Origin of the sequence: Pseudoxanthomonas japonensis, from assembly GCF_010093445.1 — a bacterium.
Lineage (GTDB): Bacteria > Pseudomonadota > Gammaproteobacteria > Xanthomonadales > Xanthomonadaceae > Pseudoxanthomonas_A > Pseudoxanthomonas_A japonensis.
Genome location: NZ_PDWW01000004.1, coordinates 77,718 through 93,409 on the forward strand (window position 1 = coordinate 77,718; position 15,692 = coordinate 93,409).

A 15,692-nucleotide genomic window follows, 5' to 3' on the forward strand; every position below is an offset into this window, starting at 1 on the left:
GTGCGTCCAGTGCCCGTCGGAAGGGGAAAGACCGTGGGGCTAATCCCAAAAAGCCAGTCGCCGCTGATCGGCGTCGACATCAGTTCGACTGCGGTGAAACTGCTGCAGCTGTCGCGCGTGGGCAACCGTTACCGGGTTGAGCACTACGCTGTCGAGCCGCTGCCGCCGAATGCCGTGGTCGAGAAGAACATCGTCGAGGTCGAGGCCGTCGGCGAGGCCATCCGCCGCGCGGTCAACCGCGCCGGCAGCAAGGCCAAGCACGCCGCTGCCGCCGTGGCCGGCTCGGCGGTGATCACCAAGATCATCCCGATGCCTGCGGACCTGGACGAGAGCGACCTGGAAGCCCAGGTGGAGCTCGAGGCGGTCAACTACATCCCGTATCCCATCGAGGAAGTGAACATCGACTTCGAGGTGCTGGGCCCGATGCCCAACAACCCGGAGATGGTGCAGGTACTCCTCGCTGCCTCGCGCTCGGAGAACGTGGAGCTGCGCCAGTCCGCGCTGGAACTCGGCGGCCTGACCGCCAAGGTCATGGACGTGGAAGCCTTCGCGGTGGAGAACGCCTTCGCCCTGATGGCCACCGACCTGCCGATCCCGCAGGACGGCGTGGTGGCCCTGGTCGACATCGGCGCCACCATGACCACGCTCAACGTCCTGCGCCGGGGCCGCAGCCTGTACAGCCGCGAACAGGTCTTCGGCGGAAAGCAGCTTACCGACGAGGTGATGCGTCGCTACGGCCTGACCTATGAGGAAGCCGGACTGGCCAAGCGCCAGGGCGGCCTGCCGGAAAGCTACGAGATCGAAGTACTGGAGCCGTTCAAGGAAGCCACGGTCCAGCAGATCAGCCGCCTGCTGCAGTTCTTCTACGCCGGCAGCGAGTTCAACCGCGTCGACCAGATCGTGCTCGCCGGTGGCTGCGCCGCGTTGCCCGGCCTGCCCGAGATGGTGGAAGAACAGCTCGGCGTGCCGACTGTGGTCGCCAATCCCCTGGCGCAGATGACCCTCGGACCCCGCGTGCAGGCGCACGCGCTGGCCCAGGACGCTCCCGCGCTGATGATCGCCACCGGCCTGGCTTTGAGGAGCTTCGACTGATGGCAAGAATCAACCTACTCCCATGGCGTGCCGAACGCCGTGCGCAGCGCCAGCGCGAGTTCTACGTCATGCTGGGCGCCGCCGCGATCGCCGGCCTGCTGCTGTCCTTCCTGCTCTGGTTCCACTACGACCGCCAGGTCGCCGGCCAGACCGAGCGCAACGATTTCCTGAAGGACGAGATCGCCAAGGTTCAGGCGCAGAACAAGGAAATCGAGAAGCTCGACGAACAGAAGCGCCGCCTGCTCGCCCGCAAGGACGTCATCGAGAAGCTGCAGGCCAACCGTTCGCAGATGGTCCACCTGTTCGATTCGCTGGTCCGCACCATCCCCGATGGCGTGATGCTCGCCAACATCAAGCAGGAAGGTGAAGTGCTGACGCTGCAGGGCCGTGCGCAGTCCAACGCCCGGGTCAGTGCTTACATGCGCAACCTCGAGACCTCCGGCTGGATGACCAAGCCCGAGCTGTCGATCATCGAAGCCAAGCCGGAAGAGGTCAAAACGCTGACCAACACCGGTGCCGGCAGCGCGCTGCCCTACGTCTTCACGCTGCAGGTGCGCCTGGCCAATCCGACGGCCGAGCAGGAAGCCGAGACGGCCGCCGCGGCCGACGGCACCACGCCCGCCGACGGCACGGCTCCGGCACCCGCACCGGCGTCCGCGCCGCTGGAAGGCCAGCCCGCCGCCCCCGCACCTGCGGCCCCGGCGTCTTCGGAGCCGGCCGCGCCCGTGGAGACTTCCACCCCGGCCGCCGGGAGCAAATCATGAGCCAGAAGACGTCGCTCAAGAACCTCGACATCAACAACATCGGCGCATGGCCCCAGAACGCGAAGGTGGGTTTCTGCGTCGTGCTGGCCATCTTCATCCTGGCCCTGTCGTATTTCCTGTTCGTCAGGGGGAAGACCCAGACGCTGGAATCGCTTGAGCAGGAAGAGGTACGCCTGCGCCAGGATTTCGAGAAGGAGCAGGCCAAGGCCGCCAACCTCGAACCCCTGAAGCAGCAGCTCGCGCAGATGGAGCAGGTCCTGCAGCAGATGCTGCGCCAGCTGCCCAGCAAGACCGAAATGCCGGACCTGATCATCGACATCTCGCAGACCGCGCTGTCCAGCGGCCTGACCAACGAGCTGTTCCAGCCGCAGCCGGAAACGTTGAAGGAGTTCTACGCCGAGAAGCCGATCCAGCTGCGCATGGTGGGCAACTACCACCAGTTCGGCGCCTTCGTCAGCGGCGTTGCGTCCCTGCCGCGCGTGGTCATCCTGACCATGCACGACATCTCGCTGCAGCCGAAGGAAGGCAAGGGCGGCGTCAACCGTGGCGCGCTTGAGCTCTCCGGTACGGTCAAGACCTACCGCTACCTCGATGAGACCGAGGTGGCCGAGCAGGAAGCCGCCGCGGCCGAGGTGTCGAAGGCGGCCCGCAAGAAGAATGCCCCCGCATCGGGAGGAGCCCCGTGATGCGCAGCAACTGGCATTGGATGATCCTCGCCGCGGTGGTCGCGACATCGGGTTGCGCACGTGGAATCACCAGCACTCCGGGCGATGCGCCCAATCTCGAGAAGTGGGTGGAGGACGTGCGTGCGCGCCCCGCGCCGCCGCTCGAACCGTTGCCGGTGATGCAGCAGTTCGAAACCTTCGAGTACGCCGCGCAGACGCTGCGCGATCCCTTCAGCAACGCCTGGAGCAATGCCGATGCGGGTGGGTTGCGGCCCGACCCGAACCGGCGCAAGGAAACACTGGAGCAGTACCCGCTGGACAGCCTGGACATGGTCGGTACGATCGGAAAGGGGGCAGGTCTGGTGGCACTGGTGATGGGACCCGACAAGGTCACCTACCGGGTACGTCCGGGGAACTACCTGGGCCAGAGCGATGGCCGGGTCACCTCGGTCCGCGAAGATGGCGTCGAACTTGTCGAACTAGTGCCGGATGGCGCGGGCGGCTGGCTGGAAAGGCCGGCGTCGCTCTCGCTTGAAGATCAATGATTGGGGGATACACGATGACCGCAACGAATGCCTACCGCCCGCGGCCGTCCCGGCGCCTGGCGACCTTCCGGCTCTGCTCTCTGGGGCTGGCCATCGGCCTGCTTGCCGCGGCGAGCGCCGCTGGCGCCGCGTCGCCTGCACCGCAGGCCGCGTCCCCCGTTGCCGCCGCCCAGCCGGCATCGGGCGTCGCGGTATCGAACATCGATTTCCGTCGGGGCGAGGATGGTTCCGGCCGCCTGATCGTCAAGTTCGATGGCCAGGGCGCGGCGCCCGATCTGCGCAACCAGGGCGACAGCGTCGTGGTGAACGTCGGCAACGCCACGTTGCCGGCCTCGCTGCAGCGTCCGCTCAACGTGGTCGACTTCGCCACCCCGGTGCAGCGCGTCGAAGCCCAGAGCAAGGGCGGCGGCACGCAGCTGGTCCTGAGTACGCGCGGCGACTTCGAGTCGCTGGCCTACCAGTCCGGCAACGAGTACGTCGTCGAGATCGTGCCGGCCGCCGGCAAGAAGGCCATGGGCAGCGCGACTGCCACGTCCGGCACCAGCGCATCGGCGGTGGTGGCCGCCGCGCAGAAGGTGGCATCCGAAGCGCGCCGCTACAGCGGCCGTCCGGTGACGTTCAACTTCCAGGACGTGCCGGTGCGCACCGTGCTGCAGCTGATCGCCGAAGAATCCAACCTCAACATCGTCGCGTCCGACACCGTGCAGGGCAACGTCACCCTGCGCCTGGTCAACGTGCCGTGGGACCAGGCGCTGGACATCGTGTTGCGTGCCAAGGGCTTGGACAAGCGCCGCGACGGCGCCGTGGTCTGGGTCGCACCGCAGCCCGAGCTGGCCAAGTTCGAGCAGGACAAGGAAGACGCGCGCATCGCGATCGAGAACCGCGAGGACATGGTCACCGACTACGTCCAGATCAACTATCACAGCGCCGCGGCTATCTTCAAGGCGCTCACCGAGGCCAAGGGCATCGGCAACCAGGGCAGCGGCGGCGGTGGCGGCGGCAACAGCCAGAACGAGAACGGCTTCCTGTCCCCGCGTGGCCGCCTCGTTGCCGATGAACGCACCAACATGCTGATGATCAGCGACATCCCGAAGAAGGTCGCGCAGATGCGCGAGCTGATCTCGATGATCGACCGTCCCGTGGACCAGGTGCTGATCGAAGGCCGCATCGTCATCGCCAGCGATACCTTCGCGCGCGACCTGGGTGCGAGGTTCGGCATCCAGGGGCGTCGTTTCGGTGATCGCAGCCAGGGCATCGGTGGCTCGCTGGGTGGGAATGCGGGCAATGTCACCAATCCCGCGCGTCCGATTACGCCAGGTGCGCTGAACGTCAATCTGCCGGCAGGCAATTTCACGGATACGACAGCGGGCGCGCTGGCGTACACGCTGCTGGGGCGCAATTTCTCCATCGATCTCGAGCTGTCGGCGATGCAGGAGGAGGGGCGTGGCGAGGTCATTTCCAACCCGCGCATCGTCACCGCCAACCAGCGCGAGGGCGTGATCCGCCAAGGCAGGGAAATCGGCTACGTCACGATCACGGCAGGCCAGGGCGGCGTTACGACGCCGAATGTGCAGTTCAAGGAAGCACTGCTCGAGCTGAAGGTGATGCCGACCATCACCAACGACGACCGCGTGTTCCTGAACCTCAACGTCAAGAAGGATGAAGTGGCGGAGCTGATCACGCTCGAGGGTTACGGCACGGTGCCGACCATCGACAAGCGCGAGATCAACACCGCCGTGCTGGTGGAGGATGGCCAGACCGTCGTGATCGGCGGTGTGTACGAGTTCACCGATCGCAGCAGCGTGGCCAAGGTGCCGTTCCTGGGCGACATCCCCTTCCTGGGCAACCTGTTCAAGAAGAAAGGTCGCAGCAAGCAGAAGGCCGAGTTGCTGATCTTCATCACCCCGAAGGTGCTGACGGTCGCCAAGCGCTGAGGCTGGTCGATCCGGAACAGAGAGGACGGGCCGCACTGCGGCCCGTCTTCATTTGCGGAAGGCGGGGCGGGAATTCCCGCTGAATCCGTGCCGTTCCTCACAGGGGGTTCCGGGAACCCGCGTGGCACACTGGCGGTCCCACGCGCACCCCGCCCTGCCCGGAAGCCCATGGACCATCCCGCCGCCGATGCTCGCCTGTTCGAGCGATTCGTTTCCCTGCGTGAGGATCTCTCGCAGACCATCGTCGGGCAGTCGGCGCTGGTCGAGCGCCTGCTGATCGCGTTGCTGGCCGACGGTCATCTGCTGGTCGAAGGCGCGCCCGGGCTCGCCAAGACCACCGCCATCCGCGCGTTGGCGTCGAGACTGCAGGCCGAGTTCGCCCGCGTGCAGTTCACGCCCGACCTGCTGCCGGCCGATCTGACGGGCACAGAGGTCTGGCGCCCGCAGGACGGACGCTTCGAGTTCCAGGCCGGGCCGATCTTCCATCCGCTGCTGCTGGCCGACGAGATCAACCGGGCGCCGGCGAAGGTGCAGTCGGCGCTGCTGGAAGCGATGGGCGAACGCCAGGTGACGGTGGGCCGTCATACCTATCCGCTGCCGGCGCTGTTCCTGGTCATGGCGACACAGAATCCGATCGAGCAGGAAGGCACCTTCCCGTTGCCGGAAGCGCAGCTCGACCGGTTCCTGATGCACGTGAAAATCGGCTATCCCGAAGCCGCGGCCGAAGCCGACATCCTGCGACTGGCGCGTGATCGTGCGCGCGAGCAGATGCAGCCGGCTCGGGACGCCCTGAGCCGGATGCCGCTGGAGGATGTCTTCGAAGCGCGCACGCAGGTGCTCGACCTGCACCTGGCGCCGGCGCTGGAGCGCTACCTGATCGAGCTGGTGCTCGCCTCGCGCGATGCTTCCCGTTACGACGCGACGCTGGCGCGGCGCATCGCCTGGGGCGCCAGTCCGCGTGGCTCCATCGCGCTGGAACGCTGCGCGCGCGCGCGCGCCTGGTTGGCGGGGCGCGACTACGTGACGCCCGACGACATCCGTGCCATCGCGCCCGACGTACTGCGCCACCGCGTGCTGCCCAGCTACGAGGCGACGGCGGAAGGCTGGGATGGCGATCGTCTGGTGAAGGCGTTGCTCGACGTGGTTCCGCTGCCCTGAGTCGGGATCGCACCGCTCCATGAACGAAGGCATCATCCCCAGCCTGTCCGAGCTCATCGCATTGCGGGCGAGCGCGCAACGACGCCCGCCCGCGCGCCGCGGCCGGCACTCGGTCACCGGTCCGTCCGCCTCGCCGCTACGCGGACGCGGCATGGAATATGCCGAATCACGCGAGTACGTCGCCGGCGACGACGTGCGCCACATCGACTGGCGGCTGACGGCACGCAGTGGTCGCACGCATACCAAGCTGTTCCAGGCCGAGCGCGAACGGCTGACGCTCCTCGTCGCCGATACGTCGCCGTTGCTGTACTTCGGTACGCGTACCCGCTTCAAGTCGGTGCAGGCGGCGCGCGCAGGTGCCGTGGCCGCCTGGCAGGCGGTGCGCGAGGGCGATCGCATCGCCATCGTCCGCGGCAGCATGGCGGAAGCGCCGGTGCCGCCGGCTTCCGGTACGCGCGGCGCATTGCGCGTGCTCGATGCGCTGGTGCGCTGGTATGCGGCCACGCCGCCGGACGATCTCGGCCTGGCGTTCGCGCTCGATCACGCCGCGCGCCTGCTGCGGCCCGGTTCGCGATTGCTGGTCCTGGCCGAGCCCCACAGCGTGGCCGCCATTCCCGAATCGCGCTGGCCGGCGCTCGCCGCCCATCATGACGTCGTCGTCCTGCTGCTGACGGATCCGCTCGAAACGGCGCCGCCGTCGCAGCGCCTGCCGTTCGTCTCGGGTGGCCAGCGCGTCGAACTCGACCTGGCGAGCGATGCACAGCGCGAGGCGTGGCGTGCCGAATTCCAGCGTCCGCTCGACCGCGCTCTCGATCTGCTTCCGGCGCGCGGCGTGCAGGTGAGGATGCTCGCGACCGATGCGCCCAGCGACGCCTGGCTGGCCGCGCTGGGGCGCATGCAGCCGCAGGTGGCGTGAGATGGACGTGGCGGCGCTCGTGTTGCGCGACGTGCATGTGCCTGCGTCGCCCTCGTTCTGGCCGCCGGCACCCGGGTGGTGGGTGGTGTTCGCCATCGTCGCGTTGTCGGTAGCCTGGATCGCAGCGTGGCGATTCTCCGTCCGCTGCAGGCGGCGGCGCTGGCAGCACTGGTTCGATGCCGCAAGCGAGGCGTATTCGGCGGCGGACCGGGTGGCCGCGATGTCCGAACGCCTGCGCCGCGCCGCACGGCGCGTCGATCCCGCGGCGGATCGTCTGGAAGGCGAGGCGTGGCTGCAGTTCCTCGATGGCCGGCGTGGCCAGGCGTTCTCGCAAGGCCCCGGTCGCCTGCTGATGGATGGAGGCTACCGCCGCGACGTTCCGCCGGCTGAGCTCGCTGCCGCCACCGCGGTTGCACGCGCCCGCTTCCTCGAACTGATGGGGGGCGTGCGGTGAGCCTGTCGCTGCCCACCCTGCAGTGGTTGCATGACGGCTATGCGGGCTTCGCGTGGCCGTGGTTGTGGCTGGCGTTTCCGCTGCCGTGGCTGGTGCGCTGGCTGCTGCCCGCGCGCCGTTCGCATGGTGATGCGCTCAAGGTCCCCTATGGCCACGCGATGCAGGCCATCGCGCAACGTGGCGGTCGCGCGTCGCCACGCCATGCCGCCGCGCTCGCCTGGCTGGCGTGGTTCCTGCTATGCGCTGCGGCGGCACGCCCGCAGCAGTTCGGCGATGCGGTGACGCCGCCGGTGAGTGGACGCGACCTGATGCTGGCCGTGGATCTGTCGGGCAGCATGACCGAACCCGACATGGAGCTGGGCGGCGCCGTGGTCGATCGCCTGACCGCGGCGAAAGCAGTGCTGGCGGACTTCCTCGACCGCCGCGATGGCGACCGCGTCGGCCTGCTGGTGTTCGGGCAGCGCGCCTACGCGATGACCCCGCTGACGCGCGACCTGCACACGGTGCGCGAACAGTTGCGAGACGCCGTCGCCGGCCTCGCGGGACGCGAGACCGCCATCGGCGACGCCATCGCGCTTGCGGTGCGCCGCCTGCGCATGCAGCAGGATGGCCAGCGCGTACTGATCCTGTTGACCGACGGCGTCAATTCGGCGGGCGTGCTGACGCCGCAGAAGGCGGCGGAACTGGCGAAGGAAGAGCGCGTGCGCATCCATACCATCGCCTTCGGCGGCGATGGGGGCGTCAGCGTGTTCGGCATCCCGTTGCCGATGCCGGCCAGTGCGTCCGACGCCATCGACGAAGCGACGCTGCGCACGGTGGCGGAACAGACGGGTGGTCGCTTCTACCGCGCACGCGATACGCGCGAACTTGCGGGCATCTATGCCGAACTCGATCGGCTCGAGCCCGTGGAGCAACCCGGCAAGGCGGTGCGTCCGCGCATCGAGCGCTATGCGTGGCCGCTCGCCGCTGCGCTGGCGATATCGCTGATCGCGTTCGTGCTGCCACGGAGGCGGGCATGAGCGTCGACTGGGCCGCCCTGCATTTCCTGCGTCCCCACTGGCTGTGGGCGCTGCTGGCGTTGCCCGTGCTGGCCTGGGCCTGGCGCGCGCAACGGCAACGCCGCAGCGCATGGCGGGGACACGTCGATGCTCACCTGCTGCCACATGTGCTGGTGCAGGGGGGCGCCGGCGCGCGCACCGGCCTGATCGCCGCGCTGGCGGCCTGCACGCTGGCCGTGCTCGCGCTGGCCGGCCCCAGCTGGCGACAGGCCGAACAGCCGCTCTGGCAAGTGAAGCGGCCACTGGTCATCGTGCTGGACCTCTCCAGCCGCACCACGACCAGCGACCTGCCGCCTTCTCGCCTGCTGCAGGCGCGCGCGAAGCTGGCGCAGGTGCTGGAGGCCCGTGCGGGCAGCCCGGTCGCACTGGTGGCGTACGCCGAGGACGCCTTCACCGTCACGCCCTTGACCGACGACACCGCGAACATCCGGCTGTTCCTCGATGACCTGGCGCCCGAGATCATGCCGGCGGACGGGCAACGGACGGATCGCGGCATCGCATGGGCGGCGCGGCTGCTCTCGCAGGCGGAGGCGCGCAGCGGCGACATCCTCGTGCTCACGGATCGCGCGGATCCCGCGGCCATGACGGAGGCGGCATCCGCGCGTACGGGAGGCTATGCCGTGTCGGCGCTCGGCCTCGGTACCGCGGCCGGCGCGGCGTACCGCGGAAGCGACGGTGCGATCGGACACGCTGCACTCGATGCCTCCTCACTGGGTGGTCTCGCGTCGGCCGGCGGCGGTCGCTACCACGCGTTGACGGCCGACGATGGCGATCTTGCGGCACTGGGGTTGCGGACACCCGTCGACAGCGCAGGCGAAGCCGCCACGGCCGGTGGCGGCAAGGCGTGGCGGGATGAGGGTTACTGGCTGCTGATTCCGTTGATGGCGATCGCCCTGCTCGGCTTCCGCCGGGGTGCGGCGCTGGTCCTGGTCGGCGCGTTGTGGCTGCCGATGGCGTCGCCCGCCTCCGCCGCCGGTGTCGACTGGTGGCAGCGTGCCGACCAGGTCGAACACGCGCGTGTAGTCCGAGGCGCCGATGCGTACCGGCAGGGCGATTTCGCGGCGGCGGAGAAAGCCTTCACGGGCGTCGATACGGCCGAAGGCTGGTACAACCTCGGCAACGCGCTGGCCAAGCAGCAGCGCTACGACGATGCCATCGCCGCCTACGACCGCGCATTGCGCGCGCAGCCTGGCATGCCCGATGCGGTCGCGAACCGCGCCGCAGTCGATGCCGCCCGCAAGCGACCGCCGTCGTCGGACGAGAGCCAGGGCAAGTCCGGACAGAAGGGCGATGGAAAGCAGGGAGCAGGCTCGCAGGGTGACGCGAAGCCGCAACCGGGCGAACAGAAAAACCCCTCGCCCTCGCAGGCCAAGGGTGAGCCATCCTCGCAGGGCCAGGAGAAGACGCCGCCTGCGACGGCACCCTCCCGTCCGCCTTCTTCGTCACCGGCGGATGCGTCGGCGCAATCGGCCGCCGATGCCGCGCAACGCGAGCGCATGCGCGAGGCGATGGCGAAGGCTGCCGCACAGCGTGCGGAGCAGGAGAAACAGGGCCAGCCGGCCGTGCAGGCGGAGACCGCGGAACAGCGCGAGCGCCGTCAGGCGGTGGATGCATGGTTGAAACGCGTGCCGGACGAACCGGGCTCGCTGCTGAAGGCGAAGTTCCGCCTCGAACAGGAACGGCGACAGAGGGAAGGACGATGAAAGCTCGGGTGTGGCTGCTGCTGTGTCTGCTGTTGGCGTGGCCGCTGTCGTCGCTGGCGGCGACCCGTGCGTGGCTCGAGCAGACCGAGGTGTCGCTCGGCCAGGCCGTGACGTTGAATGTCGAAACCGATGCGGTATCCGCCACTCCTGACCTGACGCCGCTGATGCGCGATTTCGAGGTGGAAGGGCAGTCCGACAGCCGCAGCGTGCAACTGGTGAACGGGCGCGTGAGCAGCCGCACGACGTTCGCGCTCACGCTGCGCCCACGGCGCACGGGCACGCTGGCGATTCCCGCGCTCCAGGTGGGTGCCGAGCGTACCGTGCCGCTGGTGCTGGAGGTCGCCGCGACCCCGACCGCGAGCGCGGCGTCCAACGGGCTGGTGTTCGTCGAAACCGAAGTCGACGACGGGAATCCCTACGTACAGCAGTCGGTCGGCGTCACGGTGCGCCTGTCCTACGCCACGCCGCTGGTGTCCGGCCAGCTCGACCTGGATCCACCCGACGGCGCGCTGCTGCAGCGGGTCGGCGAGATCGTGCAGTCGAGCCGCGAGATCAATGGGCGCCGCTACAACACCGCCGAGCGCCGCTTCCTGCTGGTACCCGAGCGCAGCGGTCCGCTGACGTTGCCGGGTGCGCGCTTCAGCGGTCGCGGCGCGGGTGGCTGGATGGACGATCTGCTGGGTGGCAACAGCCGCGAGGTCAACATCACCGGCACGCCGCGCACGTTGCAGGTTCGACCGCAACCGGCCAACGCACCGCAGCCCTGGTTGCCGGTGCGCGACCTGCGGTTGCGGTACACCGCGGTGCCCGACCAGATGCGTACCGGCGAAGCCGCCACCCTCACCATCGAGACCACGGTCATCGGTGCGACCCAGGCGCAGTTGCCGGAATTGCCGGCACCGGTGGTGCCTGGTGCGCAGGTGTTCGCAGAACCTCCGCAGTACGACGAGAGCTTCGCGGGCGGCACGCCGCAGGTGAAGCTGACGCGCCGCTATTCGCTGGTGCCATCGCAGGCGGGCACGCTGGCCGTACCCGGCGTCGCGATGGCCTGGTGGGACGTGCGCACGGGAACCGGCAAGCGCGCGACCTTGTCCGACCTGAGCATTCCCGTCGTGGCGGGAAGTGGCCAGGCATCGCGCCCGCCGGCACCTGCGGACGCCGCACCGGCGTCGCCGGGCGCGAAGGATGACGGCGTGATCGCGCTTGCCGGTGGGCGGCAGGTGCCCGCACAGCTGTGGCCCTGGCTCGCGGCCGGCTTCGCGCTGCTCTGGCTGGTCACGCTGGTGTGGGGGCTGTCGCGTCGGCAGGGCGGCGCCGGCGTGTCGCGTGCCCGCCCATCTCTGACGGACTCGCACGGGACGGTGGCATCCGCCACGCACACGGCCGCCGACCTGAAGCGTGTGCTGGACGCGGGGGATCTCGACGACATCGAGACGGTGCTCTGCGGCATGGCGCGTCCGCTGGCCACCGATCTTGATGATCTGCAGCGCCGCCTGGCATCAGCCGCGCAACGCGCGGCGTTGGACCTGCTGCGCCGTGCCCGCTGGGCCGGTGGCGATCCCGCGCAGGCCCGCCTCGCCCTGCGCGAGGCCTTCCGGGGTGGTCCCCATTGGCACGCCATGGATGCCGGCGTGACGGACGAACCGCTGCCGCCGCTCTACCCGCGATAGGGGAAAACGGGCCAACGTTCGTCATCCCTTCGTTGCAGGCACCCGCGCTGCACGCGACCCGGAACGGCCTGTCGTGCAAGAACGGGGTGTCACGCCGGGTTTGCTAAGCTCCCGAACTTGTCTCCGCAGGACCCGCCGATGACCGACGCCACGCCCGCCACCCGCACCAAACTGCCGCTGCACTGGAAGATGGCCATCGGTTTCGGCATCGGCCTGCTGGTTGGGCTCATCGTGCATGCCACGGGGCAGGGCGACGCGGCGTGGGTGGGCCAGGTCACGAAGTACGTCACCACGCCCTTCAGCAAGATCTTCCTCAACCTGATCTTCATGCTGATCGTGCCGCTGCTGTTCTCTGCGCTGGTCTGCGGCATCGCCGAGATGGGCGACATCCGCGCGCTGGGCCGGATCGGCTGGAAGACGCTGGCCTACACCATCGTGCTGTCGGCGGTCGCCGTGCTGCTGGGTCTGGTGCTGGTCAACTTGTTCAAGCCGGGCGTCGGCGTCGATCCGGCGCTGGCGCAGCAGCTGATCGCCGAGAACGCCGAACGCACCAAGGAGATCGTCGCCAGCGTCGGCACGCAACCAACCGGCATGGACATGCTGCTGTCGATCGTGCCGGACAACGTGATCGGCGCCGCGTCCAGCAATGCGGCGATCCTGTCGCTGATGTTCTTCGCGGTGATGTTCGGCATCGGCCTGGTGCTGACCCCGTCGGAGAACACCGGCATCCTCAAGCGCGGTATCGAAGGCGTGTTCGAGATCTCGATGACGCTGATCGGCCTGGTCATCCGCCTGGCGCCGTATGCGGTGGCCTGCTTCATGTTCAACCTCGCCGCGATCTTCGGCTTCGACCTGCTGGTGCGGCTGGGCCAGTACGTGTTCGTGGTGGTGCTGGCGCTGGCGCTGCACCAGTTCGTCAGCTATTCGATCGCGCTGAAGCTGGCGGGCTACTCGCCGCTCAAGTTCTTCCGCGGCGCGCAGGAAGCGATGGTGATGGCTTTTTCCACCGCCTCCAGCAACGCCACCCTGCCGACCGCGCTGCGCGTGGCCGACGAGAAGCTCGGCCTGCCGCGCACGGTGTCGCGCTTCGTGCTGACGGTCGGCGCCACCGCCAACCAGAACGGCACCGCGCTGTTCGAGGGCGTGACGGTGATCTTCCTGGCGCAGTTCTTCGGCGTTGACCTGTCGCTGGGCCAGCAGTTTATGGTGATGCTGGTGTGCATCCTGGGTGGCATCGGCACGGCTGGCGTGCCGTCCGGCTCATTGCCGGTGGTGGCGCTGATCTGCGCGATGGTGGGCGTGAACCCGATCGGCATCGGCCTGATCCTGGGCGTGAACCACTTCCTCGACATGTGCCGTACCACGCTCAACGTCACCGGCGACCTGACCCTGGCCTCGCTGGTGGCCAAGGGCGAGCGCAACGACCTGACGCTGCCGGGGCAGGCGGGCTAACACCCCGACAACCGGCCCGCAACCGCGACACGGCGGGCGGGGGGTGGGACAATGGGCCGCCCGCAGCCCGCCGGGCGCCGCCCCCTCTGTCCCGATCCCCATGACGACGCCCACCCGCCGCCAGCTCGCCAACGCCATCCGTTTCCTCGCCGCCGACGCGGTGCAGGCCGCCAACTCCGGACATCCCGGCATGCCCATGGGCATGGCCGACATCGCCGAAGTGCTGTGGAACGACTACTACCGCCATAGCCCATCGAACCCGCACTGGTTCAACCGCGACCGCTTCGTGCTGTCCAACGGCCATGGCTCGATGCTGCACTACGCGCTGCTGCACCTGTCCGGCTACGACCTGCCGCTGCAGGAACTCAAGAACTTCCGCCAGCTGCACAGCAAGACCGCCGGCCACCCGGAGCGTCATGAGACTCCCGGCGTCGAAACCACCACCGGTCCGCTGGGCCAGGGCTTCGCCAACGCCGTCGGCTTCGCGCTGGCCGAGAAGCTGCTGGCGCAGCGCTTCAACCGCGAAGGCCATGAGATCGTCGATCACCGCACCTTCGTCTTCATGGGCGACGGCTGCCTGATGGAAGGCGTCTCGCACGAGGCCGCCTCGCTCGCCGGCACCTGGGGCTTGGGCAAGCTGGTGTGCTTCTGGGACGACAACAAGATCTCCATCGACGGCAACACCGATGGCTGGTTCACCGACGACACGCCGGCCCGCTTCGAGGCCTATGGCTGGCAGGTGGTGCGCAACGTCAACGGCCACGATCCGGTCGAGATCAAGACCGCCATCGATACAGCGCTGAAGAAGACCGACAAGCCCACGCTGATCTGTTGCCGGACTACCATCGGTTTCGGTTCGCCGAACAAGGCCGGCAAGGAATCCAGCCACGGCGCGCCGCTGGGCAAGGACGAGCTGGACGCCACGCGCGCCGCGCTGGAATGGCCGTATGGTCCGTTCGAAGTGCCCGCCGACATCTACGCCGGCTGGAACAAGGTCGACGCCGGCAAGACGCTGGAAGCCGAGTGGAAGTCGCAGTTCGATGCCTACGCCGCACAGTTCCCCGAGCAGGCCGCCGAACTGATGCGTCGTTCGTCCGGCGAACTGCCGGCCGACTTCGTCGCACAGGCCGACGCGTACATCGCCAAGGTGCAGGCCGAAGGCCCGGTGATCGCTTCGCGCAAGGCCTCGCAGAACGCCATCGAAGCCTTCGCGCCGCTGCTGCCGGAACTGGTCGGCGGTTCGGCCGACCTGGCGCATTCCAACCTGACCCTGTGGAAGGCCAGCAAGTCGGTCTCCACCACCGACCCGAACGCCAACTACGTGTACTACGGCGTGCGCGAGTTCGGCATGACCGCGATCGCGAACGGCCTGGCGCTGCACGGCGGCTTCGTGCCGTTCGATGCGACCTTCCTGGTGTTCAGCGACTACGCCCGCAACGGCGTGCGCATGAGCGCGCTGATCCCGGCGCACGCCATCCACGTGTACACGCACGACTCCATCGGCCTGGGCGAAGACGGTCCCACCCACCAGCCGGTCGAACACCTCGCCTCGCTGCGCTACATCCCAAACAACGATGTGTGGCGTCCGTGCGACGCGGTCGAGTCGGCGGTGGCATGGAAGCAGGCGATCGTGCGCCAGGACGGCCCGAGCTGCCTGGTGTTCTCGCGCCAGAACCTGCCGCACCAGCCGCGTACCGACGCGCAGGTCGGCGAGATCGCGCGTGGCGGCTACGTGCTGGCCGATGCCGACGGCACGCCGGACGTGATCCTGATCGCCACCGGTTCGGAAGTCGGCCTGGCCACCCAGGCCAAGGCGACGCTGGACGCACAGGGCATCAAGACGCGCGTGGTGTCGATGCCGTCGACCGACGTGTTCGACCGCCAGGACGCCGCCTACCGCGAAGCCGTGCTGCCGAAGGCCGTGCGCAAGCGCGTGGCAGTGGAAGCGGCGATCAGCGACTTCTGGGGCAAGTATGTCGGCCTGGACGGCGCGGTGATCGGCATGACCACGTTCGGTGCCTCCGCGCCGGCCGACGCGCTGTATAAGCACTTCGGCATCACCGCGGAGGCGGTGGTCGAGGCGGCGAAGTCGCTCTGAAGCGACGGCTGGCCGGATGGCGACGGGCGCGCTACGGCGCGCCCGTTTGTTTTTTGCCCGTAGCCCCTGGCTCGTCATCCCGGCGAAGGCCGGGATCCAGTGCCTTTAGTTTCGCAGCGAAGTCGCTGGGTCCCGGCTTTCGCCGGGATGACGGTCGTGTGGGTCGTTTGAGGTGACGCCGAT

General features: G+C 68.5%; 13 protein-coding genes. All 13 read left to right on the top strand.

The features are described 5' to 3' along the window. The first annotated feature begins 33 nt into the window (after window positions 1–33). The 13 genes from CSC78_RS04795 to tkt all read left to right on the top strand — a co-directional run bounded on the left by CSC78_RS04795 (window position 34) and on the right by tkt (window position 15,509). The gene (locus CSC78_RS04795) at window positions 34–1,092 is read left to right on the top strand and encodes a pilus assembly protein PilM (protein WP_162336766.1); all 1,059 of its coding nucleotides are present in this window, start codon (window positions 34–36) and stop codon (window positions 1,090–1,092) included. Then, on the top strand, window positions 1,092–1,856 hold the full coding sequence (locus CSC78_RS04800) for a PilN domain-containing protein (RefSeq protein ID WP_162336767.1): 765 nt from the start codon (window positions 1,092–1,094) through the stop codon (window positions 1,854–1,856). Before CSC78_RS04795 ends, CSC78_RS04800 begins: the two co-directional genes overlap by 1 nt. Then, entirely contained in the window at window positions 1,853–2,542 is a 690-nt protein-coding gene (locus CSC78_RS04805; RefSeq protein ID WP_162336768.1) for a type IV pilus inner membrane component PilO, read from the top strand. The genes CSC78_RS04800 and CSC78_RS04805 overlap by 4 nt, the downstream gene beginning before the upstream one ends. Further along, the gene (locus CSC78_RS04810; protein WP_162336769.1) at window positions 2,542–3,066 is read left to right on the top strand and encodes a pilus assembly protein PilP; all 525 of its coding nucleotides are present in this window, start codon (window positions 2,542–2,544) and stop codon (window positions 3,064–3,066) included. The genes CSC78_RS04805 and CSC78_RS04810 overlap by 1 nt, the downstream gene beginning before the upstream one ends. 14 nt (window positions 3,067–3,080) lie before the next feature. Then, window positions 3,081–5,000, top strand: a complete 1,920-nt coding sequence (locus tag CSC78_RS04815) for a type IV pilus secretin PilQ (protein WP_162336770.1) — start codon at window positions 3,081–3,083, stop codon at window positions 4,998–5,000. A 168-nt stretch (window positions 5,001–5,168) separates the two neighbouring features. Continuing rightward, a complete protein-coding gene (locus CSC78_RS04820; protein WP_162336771.1) occupies window positions 5,169–6,158 on the top strand; it encodes an AAA family ATPase in 990 nt (329 codons plus the stop codon). Window positions 6,159–6,177: 19 nt separating this feature from the next. After that, entirely contained in the window at window positions 6,178–7,074 is an 897-nt protein-coding gene (locus CSC78_RS04825; RefSeq protein WP_162336772.1) for a DUF58 domain-containing protein, read from the top strand. 1 nt (window position 7,075) lies between these two features. Continuing rightward, on the top strand, window positions 7,076–7,528 hold the full coding sequence (locus CSC78_RS04830) for a DUF4381 domain-containing protein (protein WP_162336773.1): 453 nt from the start codon (window positions 7,076–7,078) through the stop codon (window positions 7,526–7,528). Between the two features lie 8 nt (window positions 7,529–7,536). After that, window positions 7,537–8,547 carry a vWA domain-containing protein gene (locus CSC78_RS04835; RefSeq protein ID WP_379608828.1) on the top strand — a complete coding sequence of 337 codons (1,011 nt, stop codon included), beginning with the start codon at window positions 7,537–7,539 and terminating at the stop codon, window positions 8,545–8,547. Next, window positions 8,544–10,289 (top strand): VWA domain-containing protein, encoded by a 1,746-nt coding sequence (locus CSC78_RS04840; protein WP_162336775.1) that lies wholly within the window; start codon window positions 8,544–8,546, stop codon window positions 10,287–10,289. The genes CSC78_RS04835 and CSC78_RS04840 overlap by 4 nt, the downstream gene beginning before the upstream one ends. Continuing rightward, complete coding sequence (locus tag CSC78_RS04845; RefSeq protein ID WP_162336776.1) at window positions 10,286–11,959, top strand: BatD family protein; 1,674 nt, start codon at window positions 10,286–10,288, stop codon at window positions 11,957–11,959. Before CSC78_RS04840 ends, CSC78_RS04845 begins: the two co-directional genes overlap by 4 nt. A gap of 138 nt (window positions 11,960–12,097) precedes the next feature. Next, window positions 12,098–13,411 carry a dicarboxylate/amino acid:cation symporter gene (locus CSC78_RS04850; RefSeq protein ID WP_202924119.1) on the top strand — a complete coding sequence of 438 codons (1,314 nt, stop codon included), beginning with the start codon at window positions 12,098–12,100 and terminating at the stop codon, window positions 13,409–13,411. Window positions 13,412–13,511: 100 nt separating this feature from the next. Then, window positions 13,512–15,509, top strand: a complete 1,998-nt coding sequence (gene tkt, locus CSC78_RS04855; RefSeq protein WP_162336777.1) for a transketolase — start codon at window positions 13,512–13,514, stop codon at window positions 15,507–15,509. Window positions 15,510–15,692 lie beyond the last annotated feature (183 nt).